Source organism: Leucobacter exalbidus, assembly GCF_017834145.1.
Lineage (GTDB): Bacteria > Actinomycetota > Actinomycetes > Actinomycetales > Microbacteriaceae > Leucobacter > Leucobacter exalbidus.
On record NZ_JAFIDA010000001.1, the window covers coordinates 706,092 to 725,940 of the forward strand.

General features: G+C 64.1%; 16 protein-coding genes and 1 tRNA gene. 7 read left to right on the forward strand and 10 right to left on the reverse strand.

Annotated elements, in window-relative coordinates; all coding sequences use genetic code 11:
* Positions 1-99 precede the first annotated feature (99 nt).
* The 7 genes from JOF28_RS03260 to JOF28_RS03290 all read left to right on the forward strand — a co-directional run bounded on the left by JOF28_RS03260 (position 100) and on the right by JOF28_RS03290 (position 9,252).
* Positions 100-1,356, forward strand: coding sequence for an SPFH domain-containing protein (locus JOF28_RS03260; protein ID WP_209704446.1), 1,257 nt, complete (start codon positions 100-102; stop codon positions 1,354-1,356).
* Positions 1,357-1,405: 49 nt separating this feature from the next.
* Positions 1,406-2,923 carry a TFIIB-type zinc ribbon-containing protein gene (locus JOF28_RS03265; RefSeq protein ID WP_245189852.1) on the forward strand — a complete coding sequence of 506 codons (1,518 nt, stop codon included), beginning with the start codon at positions 1,406-1,408 and terminating at the stop codon, positions 2,921-2,923.
* Positions 2,924-2,939: 16 nt separating this feature from the next.
* Positions 2,940-3,338, forward strand: coding sequence for a hypothetical protein (locus JOF28_RS03270; RefSeq protein WP_209704447.1), 399 nt, complete (start codon positions 2,940-2,942; stop codon positions 3,336-3,338).
* A gap of 105 nt (positions 3,339-3,443) precedes the next feature.
* Positions 3,444-3,519: transfer RNA gene (locus tag JOF28_RS03275), tRNA-Ala, on the forward strand.
* 96 nt (positions 3,520-3,615) lie between these two features.
* The gene (locus JOF28_RS03280; RefSeq protein ID WP_209704448.1) at positions 3,616-5,154 is read left to right on the forward strand and encodes a DUF3375 domain-containing protein; all 1,539 of its coding nucleotides are present in this window, start codon (positions 3,616-3,618) and stop codon (positions 5,152-5,154) included.
* A complete protein-coding gene (locus JOF28_RS03285) occupies positions 5,147-5,905 on the forward strand; it encodes a DUF4194 domain-containing protein (RefSeq protein WP_209704449.1) in 759 nt (252 codons plus the stop codon). Before JOF28_RS03280 ends, JOF28_RS03285 begins: the two co-directional genes overlap by 8 nt.
* On the forward strand, positions 5,902-9,252 hold the full coding sequence (locus tag JOF28_RS03290; protein ID WP_209704450.1) for an ATP-binding protein: 3,351 nt from the start codon (positions 5,902-5,904) through the stop codon (positions 9,250-9,252). Before JOF28_RS03285 ends, JOF28_RS03290 begins: the two co-directional genes overlap by 4 nt.
* A gap of 91 nt (positions 9,253-9,343) precedes the next feature.
* Here JOF28_RS03290 and rsfS read toward each other — a convergent pair whose 3' ends face one another.
* The 10 genes from rsfS to JOF28_RS03340 all read right to left on the reverse strand — a co-directional run bounded on the left by rsfS (position 9,344) and on the right by JOF28_RS03340 (position 19,776).
* Positions 9,344-9,718, reverse strand: a complete 375-nt coding sequence (gene rsfS, locus JOF28_RS03295) for a ribosome silencing factor (protein ID WP_209704451.1) — start codon at positions 9,716-9,718, stop codon at positions 9,344-9,346.
* Between the two features lie 91 nt (positions 9,719-9,809).
* Positions 9,810-11,498, reverse strand: coding sequence for a hypothetical protein (locus JOF28_RS03300; protein ID WP_209704452.1), 1,689 nt, complete (start codon positions 11,496-11,498; stop codon positions 9,810-9,812).
* Complete coding sequence (gene nadD / locus JOF28_RS03305) at positions 11,491-12,093, reverse strand: nicotinate-nucleotide adenylyltransferase (protein WP_342452066.1); 603 nt, start codon at positions 12,091-12,093, stop codon at positions 11,491-11,493. Before nadD ends, JOF28_RS03300 begins: the two co-directional genes overlap by 8 nt.
* Positions 12,094-12,109: 16 nt before the next feature.
* Entirely contained in the window at positions 12,110-12,325 is a 216-nt protein-coding gene (locus JOF28_RS03310; protein WP_209704454.1) for a hypothetical protein, read from the reverse strand.
* A 56-nt stretch (positions 12,326-12,381) separates the two neighbouring features.
* Positions 12,382-13,674, reverse strand: a complete 1,293-nt coding sequence (locus tag JOF28_RS03315; RefSeq protein ID WP_209704455.1) for a glutamate-5-semialdehyde dehydrogenase — start codon at positions 13,672-13,674, stop codon at positions 12,382-12,384.
* 96 nt (positions 13,675-13,770) lie between these two features.
* A complete protein-coding gene (proB, locus tag JOF28_RS03320; protein ID WP_209704456.1) occupies positions 13,771-14,559 on the reverse strand; it encodes a glutamate 5-kinase in 789 nt (262 codons plus the stop codon).
* Positions 14,556-16,082: a GTPase ObgE gene (gene obgE / locus JOF28_RS03325; RefSeq protein ID WP_209704457.1), complete on the reverse strand. Its 1,527-nt coding sequence runs from the start codon at positions 16,080-16,082 to the stop codon at positions 14,556-14,558. Before obgE ends, proB begins: the two co-directional genes overlap by 4 nt.
* A 71-nt stretch (positions 16,083-16,153) precedes the next feature.
* A complete protein-coding gene (gene rpmA, locus JOF28_RS03330) occupies positions 16,154-16,408 on the reverse strand; it encodes a 50S ribosomal protein L27 (protein ID WP_209704458.1) in 255 nt (84 codons plus the stop codon).
* 33 nt (positions 16,409-16,441) lie between these two features.
* Positions 16,442-16,750 carry a 50S ribosomal protein L21 gene (gene rplU, locus JOF28_RS03335; RefSeq protein ID WP_209704459.1) on the reverse strand — a complete coding sequence of 103 codons (309 nt, stop codon included), beginning with the start codon at positions 16,748-16,750 and terminating at the stop codon, positions 16,442-16,444.
* A gap of 143 nt (positions 16,751-16,893) precedes the next feature.
* A complete protein-coding gene (locus tag JOF28_RS03340; protein WP_209704460.1) occupies positions 16,894-19,776 on the reverse strand; it encodes an Rne/Rng family ribonuclease in 2,883 nt (960 codons plus the stop codon).
* Positions 19,777-19,849: the final 73 nt, after the last annotated feature.

Genomic DNA, 19,849 nt, shown 5'->3' on the forward strand with positions numbered 1-19,849 from the left:
GAGCCCCACGCCTGTTGAAAAACCAGCGAGCCCGGTATGCTCGGTGCTACATCATGCTCCGTCCATTTCAGCAGGGCGGGGTGACTGCGAGGGGGCATCATGGGTTTCATCCAGGCATTTACCGGTTCAGTTGGCGGCATGCTCGCCGATCAATGGATCGACTTCCTCGTGCCACCCGAGAACTTGGCCCCCACCGCGGCACTCTTCCCCGCAGTAGCCAAGGGCCAGAATGCCGGTCGCGGATCAAACACCCGTGGTTCTGAGAACATCATCACGAATGGTTCGAAGATCGTCGTGCCCGAGGGATACGCCCTCATCATGTTCCAGGATGGGCAGCTCACCGGGTTCATCTCCGACCCGGGCGGGTATGAGTATCGCTCCAATGATCCGCAGTCGAAATCGGTGTTTGCCAGCGACGGCTTTCTCGGCCCGATCATCAAGCAGTCGTGGGAGCGGTTCAAGTTTGGCGGGCAGCCGGCCGCACAGCAGCTCGGGTTCTACGTCAACCTCAAGGAACTGCCCAACAACAAGTTCGGCACCCAGTCTGAGATCTATTGGGATGATGCGTTCCTCGGCACCCAGGTGGGCGCACTCACCCGCGGCAGCTACACCGCACGCATTGTTGATCCGGTGCTGTTTGTCAAGCAGTTCGTGCCGTACGCTTACTACGGCGCAGATGCCCGTGTCTTTGATTTCACTGACCTCGATAACGATGCCGCCGTGCAGCTGTTCAACGAGGTCGTTTCGTCGCTCGCCCCGGCGTTCTCGGCCTACACCAACGATCCATCCAAGGGCAATCGGATGGCCCGCATTCAGAGCGATTCGCTGGGCTTTGCCCAATCGCTCTCGGCGGCGGTGGAGGCCGGCTACCAGTGGCGCACCGCTCGCGGTCTCGAAATTGTGAGCGTCGCGATCCAGTCGGTCGAGTACGACGAAGACACCCGCAAGCTGCTCAGCGACGTCAAGAAGGCCGACGCGCTGTCAGGCAACCGCGGTGGCGCGTTCCTGCAGCAGTCAGTGGCCCGCGGGTTCGAAGCCGCAGGCGAGGCTGGCGGCGGCAACATGGCAATGATGGGCATGGGGCTCGGCATGACCGGGCAGGCCATGAACTTCCAGCAGCAGAACCAGCAGGCACCGTACCAAAACCCATTCGACGGCAACCAGCAGGGTGGTCAGCAGGCCGCACCTCCCGCAGCGGCTCCGCCCGCAGCAGCCCCCGCCGCCGCTCCGGCAGCCGCACCAGCAGCAGCCGAAGATCCGGTCGCCAAGCTCGCTCAGTTCAAGGCCATGCTCGATCAGGGCCTCATCACTCCCGAGGACTTCGAAGCGGCAAAAAAGAAAACACTCGGTTTGTAATGCTGGCCGTGAGCCCCGCCCGCCCATGTGACCAGGTGAAGGGTGATTCGTGAACGAGAACATCGGTAACCCTGCCCAGCAGGTTCCTCCCGTTGCACCGTACGGGGCTCCGCCAGCGCCCACAGCAGTTCCCGGGGCGTTCGCGCCGCCTGCCGCGGGGCCTCAGGCAGCCCCGGCTCCCCCGAGCCCACAGGTGACCCCAAATCCTCAAGCGACCCCGGCAGCACCAGCAGCCCCGGCACCAGTAACCCCGGGGCCACTCCCCGGGGATCCGGCGGCTCCTGAGCAGCAACCGCAGCAGCCACCGCAGCAGCCACAGCAGCAGCCACAGCAGCAGCCACAGCAGCAGCCACAGGATCAACCCCCGCAGGATCCGCTGTTCACCGAGCCGCCCGGGCCCAGCTACGTCGACACGTCAACGGGCAAGAACGACGGGCTCGACAAGTGCCCCCGCTGCGGCTCCACCGGGATTTCGCTGCGCCCCGAGACCGGCATGCTGATCTGCCACTTCTGCCGCCACCAGTGGCAAGAAGCAAAGATCACCGAGGCGTTTTCGCTCGACAGCCCCATCGGTGAGCTGCGCGGCCGGATGCTCGGCACCGGCGCCCAAGCCATCTCAGAAGATGTTTCAGACGTGCTCACCCTTAAGTGCGGGGCGTGCGGGGCCGAGGTGATCGTCAACACCGGCGAGGCCATGCAGGCCAGATGCCACTGGTGCCGCAACACCCTCTCAGCATCAGAGCAGCTTGCTAACGGCGCTGTGCCCGACGGCGTGCTGCCCTTCAGCATCACGCGCGAGGATGCGATCTCTCGGGTCACCGCCTTCGTCAAGAGCCGCAAGTTTTTCGCCCACCCCGCGTTCGTACGCGAGTTCGAACCCTCCTCGGTCGTTGGCGTGTATCTGCCGTACCTGGTCGTTGACGCCCATGCACACGCATCACTGCAGGGTGTCGGTGAGATTCTCACGGGGCAGCGAACAGTGAAACGTGGCGACAACGACACCGTCACGCTCTACAGCGCCGACGTCTACGAGGTGAGCCGCGCATTCAGCATGGAGGTTGACGACCTCGTGCTCGAATCCTCGGCAGAACGCGCCGACATGACGATCTTTCGCAACACCAACAACGTCATCAACGCGATTCAGCCCTTCGACGTTGAGCACGCCGTGTCATACAACGCCAACTATCTGCGCGGTTTCACCTCTGAGAAACGCGACCTTGATGTTGAAGCGATGGTGCCCCGTGCCGCCGACGCAACGCTTTCCATCGCTCGCGTACGTGCCCGCGAAGCCGCCCGGGCATACGACCGCGGCATCAGATGGACCGACGAAAGCCTCACGCTGCACGGCACCCGCTGGGTATCGGTGTATCTGCCGGTGTGGCTATACAGCTACTACCAGCCGCGCGGCGGCACCGGCCAGGGCCTCGTGCACTACGTCGCCGTCAACGGTCGCACCGGCGAAACCATGGGCAGCGTGCCGATTCGTCAGGGGCGACTCATCGGCATCTCGGTTGCCATTGGCATCGTGGGCACCATTCTCGGCGGCATCGCCAGCCTCGTGATTTGACGCGAAGGACACCATCATGATCGACACGCTCCTCACGCTCACGGCGCTCCCCCTGCCCGCGCTTACTTCCTCAGCGCTTGCTGCCTCGGCATTTGCGGCCTCGGTGATCGACATCGTCCCTGCGGCCTTCACCGTTTCGATGCCCTGGTCGAGTGACTCCGAGGGCAGTGCCGCGCTGTGGCTGCTGGGCCCCGGCGCCGGCATCGCGTTCTACATGTTTCATTACCTGCGCTATCGCAACACGAACCAGCGTCACGCCTTCGAACGCGAGACCAAGAACACTGTCGCCAATGTCACCGGCGACGACCGCTTGGTGGGCCGCGTGCGCGATGTGCAGAACCGCATGGTGCCCGGCGACAACTCTTCGCAGCCGCGCCAGCGCCTGGGCCAGGCCACCCACGTGACTGAGGAGTGAACGGCACGCCCGGGGAACCGCGAACAGCGTCGTCGATTTGCAACCGGCACCCGAGGTTGGTGTACAGTAAAGGAGTTGTCGCGGGAGCATTCCTTCGACTTCAACGGGTCTGTGGCGCAGTTGGTAGCGCACCTGCATGGCATGCAGGGGGTCAGGGGTTCGAATCCCCTCAGATCCACCATCAACTCCCGGTTGCAGAGCATTCTTGCCTTCGACCGGGAGTTTTTTGTTGCGCTTTCTCGCGTAACCCCACACAATCTCACAAGTTATTGAGGTGATGACGAACGTGCGTGCTCAAGCTGCGTACCAGCATGCCACTGCTGCGTTCCGAAACCCGACGCTCGACCTGCTGCACGGTCGCTATGCGCCGTTCGTGGTCGCGAGCCTGTCGCTGTTGTTTAGTGCCGATCGCACCGCGGTCGCCGTGGCCGACGCCCACGTCGAGGTGGCCGAGATCATCGATGAGCTGCGCACCGCAGGCTACGACGATCTCGACCCGGGCCTGCCCGCTGGCAGCGGCCGCGAGATCTGCCGGTACTGGGTGCGGGTGGGCTGGCTCGTGCCCCAGATCGAAGACACCGTCGAGGTGTACCGGCTTTCGGCGCAGGCCGTCGGCGCGCTCGAGATCGCTGGCCGCGCCGGCGGCGGGCGCGTCTCGCGATCGCGCGTACGCACCCTGCTCGACTCGGTCGATCAGTTGGCGCTGAGCGCAGAAACTGATCCGGATCGTCGCCTCGCTCGCCTCGTAGCTCAGCGCACAGAGATCGATGCCGAGATCGAGCGTTTGCACGCGGGCGAGATCGATGAGACCGACGACGAGTTGCTACTCGAAGAAGCCGAGAACGTGCTGCACTTGGCCCGCGAGCTGCCCGCAGATTTCTCGCGGGTCGCCGAGTCAATCAACGCGATGCAGCGTGACGTTGTGGCCGATCTGCGCCGCGATGTTCGCCCGCCAGGCGAGGTGCTGCGCGAGTACCTGCACCGCGGTCAGCACGTGATGCAGGCCACCCCCGAGGGGCGGGCGTTTGCCGGCGCGCTCAGACTCATCGGTGACCCCGAGCACATTGAGTCACTCACCGACCAGGTGCACACGCTGCTTGCGCGCCCCTTTGCGCGGCTGCTCAACGGTGCGCAGCGGGAAGAACTCAGCGCGATTGCGAAGCGTGTGGAGCAGGGCGTGCAAGAGGTACTCACCGCGCAGCGGCGTGCCTCGCACGTGATCACCGCGCAGGTGCGCACCCATGATCCGGCGCGCGACCGCGAGGTCGATGATCTCTTGCGCGGTGTGATGTCGGGCTTGCAGTCGTGGATGCAGGTGTCGCGCCCCACCGACCGTGTGACCCCGCTCGGGCACTTCCCCACCGCCCATATTCGTCACCTGCGGCAGACGCTCAGCGACCCGCGGCCGCCGCAGGCTCCCGCGCCGCTGGTGCACGCCGATGACGTGCTGAACCCGCAGAGTGCCCTCGGCACCGATTCACGCGAGTGGGGCGGGCCGCACTACCGCGAGCTCGAAGCCCACGTTGCGACGCTCGGTGACGATTTCGATCTGGGTGACGCGTTCACTACCTCAGATACCCGTCGCCCCGTTGACCTGTTGGGTCTGCTCGAGATCGTGCACGGCAACGGCATGACCGAACGCGACGAGATCACCGTCGTCACGGCTGAGCGGCCCGACGGCACCACCCGCAAGTTCGCGTTTGTCGGGGTGCAGGCCACCGCCTCCCCCGATGAACACAGTGGCGCGCCTGTCACCGGCGCCGCCGCACCAGAAATCGTGATCCCCCATCCCACAAAGGACGCCTCAGATGCTTGACCCGAGTGACTCCCCCGCCGGTGAGGTTGCACCGTTCATTGACACGGTTGCGATGGAACAGGATCCGGATCAGTGCTTTGCTGGCGACCGCGGCACGCTCGCTCCTGAGGTGCGTCACGTGCTCGTGCGGCTGCTGCAGCGACGCTTCTTGCTCGCCGATCGGCACAGCGATGAGTGGGCGGTGCTGCTCGAGCATCAGCCGGTGATCGAGTCGCGTCTGCACGACATGTTCGTGCGGCTCGTGGTCGATCAGGGCCGCGGGGTGGCCTACAAGCAGCAGGTGCGCTCTGAAGAGATCGACGTGCCGATCTTGCTGCGCGATGAGGCCTACACCCGCTCAGAGACCCTGGTGCTCGTGTATCTGCGCACAGTGTACCAGCGTGAGTCGACCGTGGGCGAGCCGTCGGTGCGCGTCGATGTCGAAGAAATCGAGCAGACCGTGCTCACTTATTTCACCGCCGCCGATGGCGACGTTGCTCGCCGCCAGAAGGCGGTGCGCGCGGCGCTCGCCCGGCTGCGGCAAGAGGGCATCATCACCGAGGAGTCAGAGGGGCGCTACCTCGTCAGCTCGCTCGTCGAGATCGTGCTGAGCGCTGACCGGCTCCGTGAGCTCAGCAATTGGCTGCGCGCGCAGACCGCGGCGGCTGGCGCGGGTGACGCATCTGTTTCCGCCGGCGCTGAGCCCCCCGCAGATACTGAGTTCGGCGACACCAGCACCAACACCATCAACCGAGGAGACCTCGCATCGTGACCATGCTCGATACCCTCTTCGGGCTCATCCCCGCAGCTTCTCGCGGCCAGCAATGGCTCGCCCACGAACTTCAGCTCGTCAACTGGGGTGGCTACGACGGCGCCCATCGCGTACGGTTCTCGCCGGGCGCGACGCTGCTGTGCGGCGGATCAGGCTCAGGCAAGTCCACCCTCATGGACGCCTACATTGCGCTGATGATGCCGCACACCACCCCGTTCAACGGGGCCTCAAACGGCGGCGTCACCGGTCGCCCCCGCGGCGAAGACCAGCGCAACATTCTTTCGTACGGGCGCGGCAAGATCGATGAGTCGCGCACCGAGCAGGGCACGCGCGTGCGCGTGCTGCGCGGCGACGGCAGCGATACCTGGACGGCGATTGCGATGTCGTGGATCGACCATGACGGGTCACGCTTCACCGCTGTGCGCGCCTGGTACATTCCGGCTGGCGCCCGCGTGATCGAAGACACCGTGCGCGTGCGCGCGACCGTCGAGGGGGCATTTAACCTCGCCGATCTCGCGCCGGCCGCCGCGCTGCGCCTCGCCGATGCGCAGGTGCGGGCCGCGGGCCTTGATACCGTGGCTACCGATCGCGAGTTCACCGCACGGGTGCACTCGGTGCTGGGCATTGGTGCCGCGGGCGCCGGTGCGAAGGCGATGAGCCTGCTCGCCCGCATTCAGGCCGGTCAGCAAATCACCACGGTGGATGAGCTGTACAAGCGCATGGTGCTTGAGGAGCCCGATACGCTGGCCGCGGCAGACGCCGTCGTCGCGCACTTTGACGAGCTCGAGGGCACGCGCAGCCGCATGGTCACCGCGCAGCGCCAGGTCCATGCGCTGCGCCCCATTCGCGGCATGCGCACCCGCATCGACGAAGCCATCGATCGCCTGCACATCATTGATGAGGTCGGGCAGCTCTCAGATCAGGGCTCGCTCGTCTCGCTGTGGCGCGCCGACCGCCGCCTCGGGCTGCTGCGCAAGGTCGAGGCCGAGCTGCAGCAGCAGAAGGTCGCCGCCGATGCCGTGGTGCGTGAGCACCAGGCGCTCGCTGAGACCGCAGGGGCCGAACGTGATGGCCTCGTCGAGGTGCTGCGCGGCGCCGGTGGCGAACGCATCGAGATCGCAGAGCGTGAGCTGCGCGAGGTCGAACGTCGGCTGACGACGGTACGCCAGGCGCGTGAGCGCTTCGAGGTGCTGTGCTCCACGCTCGATATTCAGATCACCTCGGCTTCGGCTTTCGGAGCGCTCGTGAGCGAAGCCCGGCTCGAGCTGTCACGTGCCGACGCCAAAGCTGGCGCCCGCGATGCCTACGCTGAAGCCCGCGCCGAGGTGCGCGAGGCAACGGCGCAGGTGGAGGCCCTCGAGGCTGATCTCACCCACGCGAGCGGCCGCAACGATAATATTCCTGCCGCGCTGCACGAGGCGCGCATCGCGCTCGCCGAAGCATCGGGCATTGCCGTCAGTGATCTTCCGTTCGTGGGCGAGCTCGTTGAGGTGCGCGCAGAATTCGAGCCCTGGCGCGACGCCTTTGGGCTGGGGCTGGGCGGCTTTGCCACCACGATCCTCGTCAACGAGGCGCTGCTGCCCAAGTTCCGCGCCGCGATCAATGACGTGTGCACCCGGGTGCGCGTGCGCTACGAGGGCGTGCGCGCGGGTCTCCCCCGCCGCACCGATCTTGATCCGGCGACGCTTCCTGGCCGCCTCGACTACCGCGAATCGGTGCTCACCGGCTGGCTGCAGGATCGCCTCGATCAGCAGTTCAGCTTCGTCTGCGTCACCGACCCCGGCGAACTCGAGCAGCACCCCCAGGCCATCACCATCACCGGTCAGCTGTCGCGTGGCCGCCGCGGCTCACACGGTGGCCACGGCAAGGCGAGCGTGCTCGGGTTCTCGAACCAGCGCCGGATCGAGCAGCTCACCGACCAGATTCTGGCCGCGCGCGCACAGCACGCCGAGTCGGTAGCGCGCGAAGCTGCGGCAGCGGCCAGCCTCGATGCGCTCGATGCGCAGCACGCCGCGTACGCGAAGGTGGCTGAGCTCACCTGGGAAGAACTCAATGAAGCCCAGGTTGAAAGCGACCGTGCTCGTTGGGCTCAGATCATCGCCGACGCTGCCACCGGCAGCGCCGAGATCGCGGGGCTGCAGCAGCAGATTGCCGACGCGAAGAAGCGGGTCGCCAAGCTGCAGCAGGCCACCGGGCGGGCGCAGGCCGAACAAGAGCGTGTCGCGGCCCACTGGGCCGCCGTCTCTGACGAGGTTGATGCCGCGCAGGCGCTCGTCGATGACGCGGCTGACGCCGCACGCGAGCTCTCCCCCGCGCAGACCGAGTACCTTGACCACCGGTTCTTGGTGCCCGCAGAGGATGACACCCGTCACAGCAACCTGCTGAGTCGCTTCGACGCGGCTCTCAACGTCGCCGCCAAGCAGCTGCTCGATGATCGCAGCGCGGCACAGGAGGCGCTCGAGACGCAGCGTGAGGCGCTCGCGCGCACGCTCGACCGGTTCTTGGAGAACTGGCCGAACCCCAACCTACGAGCAGACCCCGATACGTCGTTCGCCGACTTCGAGCGCATTCTGGCTGAGCTGGAGGCCAGCGGGCTGCACGAGCTGGAGGCCGAGTGGAAGGACAGCCTGCTCAAGCTGTCTGGCAACGATCTCACGAGCCTCGATTCGGCCCTCGGCCGTGCGCTGCGCGAGATGCGCGAGCGCATCGACCCGATCAATCAGATCATGCGCGATCTCCCCTTCTACGACGATGATCACCGGCTGCAGATCACCCCGCGTGAGTATCAGACCGATTCACGTCGTAAGTTCAGGCGCGAGCTGCGCGATGTGCGTGCGTTGATCACCGATGCCGATGAGACGATCGATCGCGAACAGGCCTACGGGCGTATGGAGCGTCTGATCGGCCGGATCCGGCGCACCTCGCCCGATTTTAGTGAGCTGATTGACGTGCGCAATCACGTGCGCGTGAGCGCCGAGAAGGTGCACGCCGAAACCGGTGCGCACGCCGCGCTCTACGACCACATTGGGGAGAAGTCGGGCGGCGAGTCGCAAGAGCTGATTGCCTTCATTGTGGGCGCTGCGCTGCGGTACCAGCTGGGCGATGCCGGCGCCGAGCGCCCCCGCTATGCACCCGTGTTCTTGGATGAGGCGCTGATTAAGGCCGATGCCCACTTCACGAAGCGTGCCATCGGCGCGTGGCGTGGGCTCGGCTTCCAGCTGGTCATTGGGGCACCCAACGACAAGTACAGTGCGATCGAACCCCACGTTGACGTCGAGTACGACATTTTGAAGGACGCACAGGGCAGGTCGTGGGCCAAGCCCAAGGTCGGCCTCCCCGCCGCCTAATACGGGCCTAGATACAGCTATCGCGCGGCTCCCAAGAGGGGGCCGCGCGATAGCTGTATCTGCGGATTGACGCGCAGGCGTGAGCTGCTTATTAAGCGGGCTGCTCGGTTGCCGGCGGCGCGATCAGCATGCTGTTCACATCGATGACGGGGCAATCCTGCCAGAGACGCTCGAGCTGGTAGAAATCACGCTCTTCGTGGTGGAACACGTGCACGATGATGTCGCCGAAATCAATCAGCACCCACCGGCCAGTGGCGCGACCCTCACGGCGAACCGTGCGAATGCCTGCGGCGTTCATTTCGTCTTCGATCTCGTCTGAGATCGCCTGCACGTTGCGCTCGACACTTCCCGAGAGGACGAGGAAGACATCGGCGAGGCCGAAGTTCTCGGCAACGTCAAGCGCGACGGGCGAAGTTGCGCCCTTTGCGTCTGCGGCGCGTACGGCTACGGTGAGCGCGTCAAGCACTTCTTGGCTGAGGTTTGTTACGTTTTCCAGGGTGTACTCCTGTGTGGATTCGGTGGCATTGCTGCCAGATGATGTGCGTGTCGGGCGCGAATTAGCCGAACATGCCGTTCGTTGCACCCCAGACGCCGAGACCGACGACCACGATGAGGAGTCCGCCGCCGGTGAGCCCCAGCACGAGCGGCAGCTTGCTGCGCTCCTTCGTGGGCTTTGCGACCGCGGGGACACCTGATACTACGCGCGCACTCACGGCGTGTCGTGCAGACACTGGTGCGGGGCCCGCGACTGTTCCGTTTTCATCGACTGTTTCGGCACCCGTGATGGGGTCGATTTCAGCCGAATCGTGCAGCGACACATGCCCGCCCGTTTCGCCGAGAGACTTCGGCAGCCGCATGGAACCGGTAACGTACAGCTCCCCTGTTGCGCCGAGCGGACCGGTGAGCCCGCCCGTCTCTTCGGGCATCGACGGCAGGATGAGCGCTGAAGTGCCCGTTCCCGTTGTCGAGCCTTCCTGTGCCACAGCACGCGAGATCAGGTCGTCAAAGTCGCCCTGGCCTTCGCTCTGCTGAGCCGGAATATTGCGGGTGGCGGGATCATCGAACACCGAGCGCCACTCCTCTGGGGGCGCGATGTCGGGAAATGAGTAGGAATCTCGCGGTGAAGCGATTTCCTCGGGAAGAGCGGCCGCCGTCTGAGCTGCCACGTCTTCGGGCACCTCGATCACAGCGGTCGGTTCGGGGACAACCGGCGTTTCGGGTACGACGGGCGCCTCTTCGATGACCGCGGGGGCCTCTTCGATCGGTGCAACCTCGACGATGACTTCTTCGGCTGCTGCTGCGGGTTCGATCGTCTCGGCTTCAGCTTCGATAATCGGGGCGGCAGGAGCTTCGGCTTCAGGAATAACTTCAGCCTCAGCAACTTCAGCCTCAGCAGCGGTGTCGGCCTCGGGTGCCGTCTCAGTTGCGAGATCTGCTTCGGGCGCTGCCTTAACTTCAGGTACTGCCTCAGCTTCAGGTGCTTCCACCGCAGCTGCTTCAGGAGTCGATTCAGCAGCAGCTACCGCCGCTGCCTCTTCAGCATTGTTACGCTTCCAGAACTTGCGACGTGCCTTACCCGTTGCCTCAGGCGGCGCTTCGGCGACCTGTGTCTCGGGCTCAGCTTCAGCAGCTACTGCCTCTTCGGCAGCTTCCGCCTGCAGCGCGGTCTCGGCTTCACGAAGCTCTTCGACGGTGAAGGGCTCGGTGGGCGGCGAAATCAGGGAGTCAAAGTCAGCTGCGGGTGCAGCGGTTTCTACTGGCGTGGTGAGCTCGCCGGTGAGCTCCTCAGGCACAGATACTTCAGCTTCTGGGGTGGCATCAACCGTCGGCTCAGCGGCCTCGGTCGTGTCAACAGCTACTTCTGTCTCAGTCTCAGACCCAGGCGCTGCCGGCGAGGTGACCTCGGGCTCAGCAGCGACGGGCTCCTCGATAACCGGCTCGGGTGCGATGACCTCGGGCTCCGCGCTTTCGGGCTCAGCAGCCACGGCTTCGGGAGCCGCAACGGCTTCGGCCGCTCGCGCAGCAAGAGCTTGTTCGCGAAGCTCACGAATCTCACGTCGGCTGCGAGGCGTGCCGTCGTCGTTCAGCGGCGAGATCTCAATGTCGTCAGCCGCAGGCTTCGGGATCGAAACGGGTTCGGCTGAGGCAGCCGCCAGTTCAGAGAGGTCAAGCGTCCCTGTTTCAGCTAGCTCGCGCAGTCTGCGCTCACGCCGCGTTAGCGGTACGTGTTCTTCGTTCTCACTCATGTTCCGTCGCTTCCTCGGTGTACAACCCGTACTTGGCGATGTATTGCACCACGCCATCAGGCACGAGGTACCACACCGGATCTCCCCGGCCTACGCGTGCCCTGCAGTCGGTCGACGAGATCGCCAGCGCGGGCACTTCCAATAAGCTTACGTGTTCTCCTGAAAGTCCCAGGAGCGATAATTCGTGCCCGGGGCGGGAAACAGCAATAAAGTGGGCCAAATCCCACAGCTGCCCCACGTCTTTCCAGCTAAATATCTGCTCAACAGCGTCGGCTCCAGAGATGAAGAACAGCTCTGCATTCGGCCACTTTTTATGTAAATCTCGCAGCGTGTCGACCGTGTAGGTGGCCCCGTCACGGTCAATATCAACACGACTCACGGTGAACCTGGGGTTCGATGCGGTCGCGATCACCGTCATTAAATAACGGTGCTCACTGGGTGAGACGTTGCTTTTCTGCCACGGTTTTCCCGTGGGCACAAACACAACCTCATCCAGGTTGAAGCTTTGGGCAACCTCGCTCGCGGCGACGAGGTGGCCGTTATGGATCGGATCAAAAGTTCCGCCCATTACCCCGATACGTCGCCGCGTAGCCACAGGTTACCGAACCTACCTAGTGCGAGCTCTGGCTTGCGCCGTGCTCGCGAGCGTACGCTTCAGCCTTCTCAGCGTGACGGTTTGCAACGTCTCGGAACGAGAACGTGACAGCCGCAAGCACCAGGAAGATACCGAAGACGATAACGCCGTACATCAATGCCGGGATCGGCAGTTCTACGAGAACGTGCCCTCCCTCTTCAGCTGCGACAGCAAGCGTGGCAAGAACAGACATTGAAACCTCTGCATTCGTGGCAAATTGGATAATCAGATTAAGTCTACCGGGTTTAGTTAACGAATCTGACCCGCACCGCGCACGAGCCACTTAGTGCTGGTGAGTTCGCTCAGGCCCATCGGCCCGCGCGCGTGCAGTTTCTGCGTCGAGATTCCAACCTCGGCACCAAACCCGAATTCGCCGCCATCGGTGAACCGCGTCGACGCGTTGACCATCACCACAGCAGAGTCAATCTCTGCGAGGAAGCGTTCGGCATTGCGGTAGTCGGCGGTCACGATCGCATCGGTGTGCTTCGTGGAGTACCGATCAATGTGCGCGATGGCCTCGTCGATGGAGTCAACAATTTTGACTCCCATTTCGAGGGCAAGGTGCTCGGTGGCCCAGGTGTCGTCGGTCGCGGCTTCGATTGATCCGGATCCGCTCACCGGCAACGCGCCATCGGGCGTGCCGCCCGTGAGCGCAAGGCTGCGGGCGTCCGCTTCGATGTTCACGCCTTCTGCGCGCAATGCCGCGACAATTTTGGGGAGGACGCGCTGCGCGGCACCGCGGTGCACGAGCAGCGTCTCGGCCGAGTTGCAGACGCTGGGACGGTGAGTCTTGGCGTTGCGTACGATCGAGATCGCCATCTCGGTGTCTGCGGTTTCGTCGACGAACACGTGCACAATGCCTGATCCGGTCTCGATCACGGGCACCGTGGACTCCTGCACGACCGTCGAGATCAGGCCCGCGCTGCCGCGGGGAATCAAGACATCGACGTAGCCACGCGCGCGCATCAAGCGGCTTGCGCCCTCGCGCCCGAACTCATCGATTGTCTGGATCGCGTCGCCAGCCAAGCCGGCCTGTGACACGGCGTCTTGGATCACCTTCACGAGCACACTGTTCGTGTTCTCGGCTGCGCTACCGCCGCGCAGCACGACACCGTTGCCGCTCTTGAGCGCCAGGGCAGCAATGTCTACGGTGACATTGGGGCGTGCTTCGTAGATTGCGCCCACAACACCAAACGGTACGCGCACCTGGCTAATAGCCACACCATTTTCGAGGGTGCCGCCGCGTACGACCTGACCGACGGGGTCGGGCAGCGCAATCACATCGCGCACCGCGGCGCTCAGCGCCGCGATCCGGTCAGCGTCGAGGCGCAAGCGATCGAGCAGCCCCGCGCCGATCTCTTGTTCCTCACCGCGCGCGAGATCGATCGCGTTTGCCGCGACGATCTGTGGGGTGTGGGCAACGAGGGCAGTGGCGATGGATTCGAGCGCAGCATTCTTTGCTGCAGTCGATACCGTCGCGAACGTTTTCGCTGCGATGCGGGCACGATCAAGCGTTAGGAGAAACCGGTCTGTATTGGCCATGGCCACAGCCTATCTGGATCGGGCCCCACTCCCTGAAACAAATCGAGCCGTTGCCCCACAAAGTTGTGGGGCAACGGCTCAAAGATGAGTCACGCGTTACTGCAGGTACGCTCCGGGCGCCGCATCAAAAACGGTGCCGTGGTCTGCGCCGTCGAGCACCGCAGAGAGCAAACCGGTCTCGGTGAGCAGCACGCCCGCGCCCGCATCGGCCGCGAGTCTCGCCGCCTGCACCTTGGTGGAGGCGCCGCCGGTCCCCCAGCCAGACTGGCTCTCGCCGATCTGAATCCCCTCGAGGGGGTCACCGTGGGGAACATGCGCGACGCGCTTCGCCCCCACAATGTTGGGCGGAGCCGTGTAGAGCGCATCAACATCTGAGAGCAGCACGAGTCGGTCTGCGCACAGCAGCCTAGCTACGAGCGCCGCAAGGTGATCATTGTCACCGAAACGGATCTCGTGCGTTGCGACCGTGTCGTTCTCGTTGATGATCGGCAAAATGCCCAGCTGCAACAGCCGTTCAATTGCCCGTCGAGCATTGCCGCGGTGTGTGGGGTTCTCGATGTCTTGTGCGGTCAACAGGACCTGACCGGCCACGATTTCGTGGGTGGTCAGGGCCCGCTGGTAGCGGTTGACCAGAATGTTCTGGCCGACCGCTGCCGCTGCTTGCTGCGTGGCAAGATCTTCGGGGCGCTCCTCCAGTTTCAGGAATGGAACGCCCGTGGCGATCGCACCACTCGACACGAGGATCACCTCAGCGCCGGCGGCATGGAGCCGCGCAAGCGAGGCCACCAGTGTTGGGATCTGGCCAGCGTTCTCGCCGCTGACCGATGACGAGCCGACCTTAACGACGACCCGACGTGCCCCTAACAATGATGATCCTGCGCTCATTCATCTGCTCCCCACATGGCAGCGTCGGTACCCCACATGCCTGACTCGCGCTCGCGCTCGAGCTCGGCACGGGCTTCAGCCTTACCATCCATGAGGGTCTGGTATTCGGCACGACGCTCTTGGTTGGTGCGTCGGGTAATCGGATCGAGACGATCGTCAGAACCGCGCACACCAGCCTGCACCTCGCCGACACTGGTGACCGTGGGCTCCCAGTCGAAGATCACGCCTGCGCCGGGCCCGATAACGACGGCAGAGCCGGCGACGGCCCCCGCCTTCACGAGCGCGTCTTCGATGCCGAGCTTCTGCAGACGATCAGCGAGGTAGCCAATGGCTTCGTCGTTGGTGAAGTCAGTCTGCTCGACCCACTTTTCGGGCTTCTCACCCAAAATGCGGAAGATCTCGCCGTGCGTGCCGCCCTCCTTCTTAATACGGAAGTTGATGCGGTCGACAGGCTTCGGCGTGAGCACGATGCGGGGCTGGTCAGCCTTCGCAGCTTCGCGCACCGCGCGCTCCTTCTCGACTGACTCGCCCAGTGCGTAGCCGAGCTCGCGCAGGCCCTCGTGAGAGGCGGTCGAGATCTCAAAGACGCGGTAGCCGCGAGCTTCGAGGTCGGGGCGCACCATCTCAGCGAGATCGCGTGCCTCGGGCACATCAATCTTGTTGAGGGCGATCATCTGCGGGCGCTCGAGCAACGGAATCTGGCCCTCGGGCACGGGGTATGCCGCGAGCTCGCCCAGAATCACATCGAGATCAGACATCGGATCGCGACCCGGCTCAAGCGTGGCGCAGTCGAGCACGTGCAGCAGGGCGCTGCAGCGCTCAACGTGGCGCAAGAAGTCAAGGCCGAGGCCCTTACCCTCGCTCGCGCCCTCGATCAGACCGGGAACGTCAGCGACGGTGTACCGGTACTCGCCCGACTGCACGACGCCCAGGTTGGGGTGCAGTGTGGTGAACGGGTAGTCGGCGATCTTCGGCTTCGCTGCACTCATGGCCGCAATCAGGCTGGACTTGCCAGCTGACGGGTAGCCCACGAAAGCAACGTCGGCGATCGTCTTGAGCTCGAGAGTGATCTCTCCGGTCCAGCCCTCGGTGCCGAGCAGCGCAAAGCCTGGAGCCTTGCGCTTCGGGCTCGCGAGATCCATGTTGCCCAGACCACCGATGCCGCCCTTGGCTGCGACGTAGCGCATGCCGGGCTCGGTGAAGTCGATGAGGGTTTCCCCATCGGAGTCCTTGACAACGGTGCCGATCGGAACGGAGAGAACCATCTCTTCGCCGTTCTCACCCGCGCGCCAGTCACCGGCGCCGTAGCCACCGTTCTTTGACTGGATGTGCGGGCGGCGGTGGTATTCCAGCAGGGTCGTTACCTGCGGGTCGGCGAGCAGCACAATGTTGCCGCCGTGGCCCCCCGCACCGCCATCGGGACCTGCCATTGGCTTAAATTTTTCGCGATGTATCGACACGCAGCCATTGCCACCGCGCCCTGCCTGCAGATACAACTGCACGCGATCCACGAAAGTTACCATGCTGAAATTCCCTACCTATAAACGGCAAAAGGCGAGCCGAAGCCCGCCTCGCCGTGAGTTGCCTAATGTGGTTAGGCGGCCGTCACGATATTGACGACCTTGCGGCCGCCCTTCGCGCCAAACTCAACTTCGCCCGCAGCGAGTGCGAACAGTGTGTCGTCCTTACCGCGGCCGACGTTTACACCGGGGTGGAAACGGGTGCCACGCTGGCGAACGATGATCTCGCCTGCGTTGACGTCCTGTCCACCGAAACGCTTTACGCCGAGACGCTGTGCGTTTGAATCGCGGCCGTTCTTGGACGAGCCTACGCCCTTCTTGGATGCCATGAGTCTCTACTCCTTATGTAGTCGCGTTAAGCGTTACTTGATGCCGGTGACCTTGAGGCGCGTCAGATCCTGACGGTGCCCCTGGCGCTTCTTGTAGCCGGTCTTGTTCTTGTAGCGCTGGATAACGATCTTCGGTCCACGAAGATCATTCAGCACCTCAGCGGTAACAGAAACCTTTGCGAGCTCAGCCGCATCGGTCGTAATCTTGTCACCGTCGACGAGCAGGACAGCGGGAAGCTCAAGCTTGCCGTTGTCATCGCCCTTAACTCGATTCACCGTGATGATCGAGCCAACCTCGACCTTCTCCTGCCGGCCGCTTGCGCGCACTACTGCGTAAACCACTTCACACCCTCTTCTTAAGGTTTGTCCTACATACCGAATCATGACCAAGTCATGCTCGAAGTCTGTCTACCGCCCAGAAAAGGGTGGCACCAACGGTCAATATTATCCCACGAACCGCGTTCGGGTCAAATGCGACGCGAGATTTATTCGCGAGATTTGTCCCGACGCATTGCGGTCGCGTCGAGAGCCTGCGCGAGAGCGAGCTTTGCCGCCTGCGCCGGATCGATCACCTCGGCCGCCGGCTGCGCCGACTTCTGAGCTGCGGGCTGCACCTGAGAAGCAGACTGTGCCTCAGATACAGATTTGTTGGACTGCTGCGCAGCTACGGTGCCACCCTGGGTCTGACCGGTCGACACCCGCCGACGAGCACGACCGTGACCCGCGGCGGGAGCCTCGGGCAGCGCAGAAAGCACAGAATCCAACAAGTTCGCGGTGGGGGCAGTCGCGCGCGGGGCCGACTTGTTCTCCACCGGGGTTAGGGGGGCCACAGACGTCGTGGCCGCTGAGGCGCGCTGAGCCGACGATGCACTCACGCTTTCCTCAGGGGTTTCGGGCTGAGCCGAGACACGCGAACGCACCCGACCGGTGACCGGCTGGTGTGCGTCACTATTCGACGAGACCGGTGCGGCAGCGGCCGGGGCAGCCGACGACTGGCCCTGACGCTGCGAGGCGCCACCGTTACCCGAGCGACGGTTCTTGCGTGCCGCGGCGGCATCAACGGCTGCGGTGAGCTGCTCAGCCACCGCGTCGATGCTCTCAGCAGACTTCGCCGGCATCGTGGACGCAGCAACCTGGGCGAGCATGTTCTTTGCGCCATCGGTGATCGCGTGCGCCTGATTCTTCGAATCTGACTGGTGCGCCGACGGTGCCTGCTGCGACTGCTGCTGAACTACCGGCGGCTGCGGGGTCTGCTGCTGCGAATGCTGCTGCTGGCCGTTGCGGCCGCGCTTCGCGGTGCGCGGGTTGCCCTCGCTGCGATGACGCGATACCGGATCGTGCTGCACGATCACGCCGCGCCCAGCGCAGGTCTCGCACGCTTCGCTAAACGATTCGAGCAGGCCAAGGCCGAGCTTCTTACGCGTCATCTGCACGAGTCCGAGTGAGGTGACCTCGGCGACCTGGTGCTTCGTGCGGTCGCGGCTGAGGCACTCAACCAGGCGGCGCAGTACGAGATCGCGGTTCGACTCGAGCACCATATCAATGAAGTCGATCACGATGATTCCGCCGACATCGCGCAGCCGCAGCTGACGCACGATTTCTTCAGCCGATTCAAGGTTGTTCTTCGTAACGGTCTCTTCGAGGTTGCCGCCAGATCCCACAAACTTGCCGGTGTTGACATCGATCACCGTCATGGCTTCGGTGCGGTCAATGACCAGCGAACCACCCGAGGGCAGCCAGACCTTGCGGTCGAGCGCCTTCGCAATCTGCTCGGTGACACGGTACTCATCAAAGATGTCGCGTTCACTTTCGAAGCGCTCAACGCGCTGCAGCAGGTCGGGTGCAACCTGGCCGAGGTAGTTCTCGATCACCGTGAACGTGTCGGTGCCCGAGATGCGCATCCGGTGGAAATCTTCGTTAAACACGTCGCGCACGATCTTGATCAGCACGTCGGGCTCAGCGTGCAGCAGAGCCGGCCCGCCACCCTTGGCAACGCGCTGCTGGATCATTTCCCACTGACGCGTCAGACGCTCGACGTCGTGGGTGAGCTGATCTTCAGTGGCGCCCTCTGCAGCGGTGCGCACGATGACGCCTGCGCCGCCGGGGAGCACCTCCTTGAGGATCTTCTTCAACCGCGCACGCTCGGTGTCGGGAAGCTTGCGCGAGATGCCGTTCATGGCACCACCGGGTACGTACACGAGGAAGCGGCCCGGCAGCGAGATCTGGCTCGTGAGGCGTGCGCCCTTGTGCCCGACGGGATCCTTGGTGACCTGCACCAGCACCTGGTCGCCAGGCTTCAGCGCATTCTCGATCCGGCGCGCGGTGTTGCCACCCTCAAACTCAGACCAGTCGACCTCGCCCGAGTAGAGCACGGCGTTGCGGCCACGGCCGATGTCAACGAATGCGGCCTCCATGCTCGGCAGCACGTTCTGCACGCGGCCGAGGTACACGTTGCCGATCAGCGAGCTCTCGCTCGAGCGAGCAACATAGTGCTCAACGAGCACCTTGTCCTCGAGCACACCGATCTGCACGCGGTCAGCGGTCGTACGCACGATCATCTCGCGGTCGACGGCCTCGCGGCGGGCCAGAAACTCTGACTCGGTGATCACGCTGCGGCGACGGCCAGCATCGCGGCCATCGCGGCGGCGCTGCTTCTTCGCTTCGAGACGCGTTGAGCCCCGAACCTTCTGCGGCTCGGTGACGATGGGGGCCTGGCGGCGCTCACGACGCGGCGCATCATCTTCGATGTCACGACGACGGGGGCGGCGCGATCCGGCGCGATCACCGTCGTCGTGCGAATCGTGGTCGTTCGGCGCGTGATCATCGAGCAGCTCATCCAGCTGGCGGAAATCACTCGCGTGAGATTCGCGACGCGTGGACTCACGGCGCGAGTCAGCGCGCGTTGACTCGCTGCGCGCTGAGTCGCCTCGTGCCGAGTCACCGCGTGAGGAATCTCCACGGAAGGTTTCGCTGCGGTATGAATCGCCCCGGTATGAATCATTGCGGAACGAGCCTGAGCGACGGTTCTCGTTGCGGCGAGACTCGTGCTCATGCGCGTCTGCGCGGTGATCATCGCTGCGGAAGATCTCGCTGCGCCTCGGGCGCGGCGGGATCGGGGGCACGTCGGGTGCCAAGAAGATGAGCTTCGTGGTCGCGCGGAAGCGCTCCTCGGGCGTCATCTCTGAATACGTCTTGACGGCGGGCTTCGCGGGCTCCGAATCGGCTTCGGTGCCCTCGGTAACCGCGGCCTCGGCCGACTGTTCGACGGTGTCGCTCGTTTCAGCGTCACCCGTGACCTCGATACCGGAGGCCTCGATCAGTTCGTCCTGCTCGGAAACTACGGCTTCTTCTGGTGTGTTCTTCACCATTTCTGGTGTCTCCTCTTCCCGGTGACTGATAAGCCCCGGCGACCTTTTCGGCGGTGGGTGCCGCTCATATTGT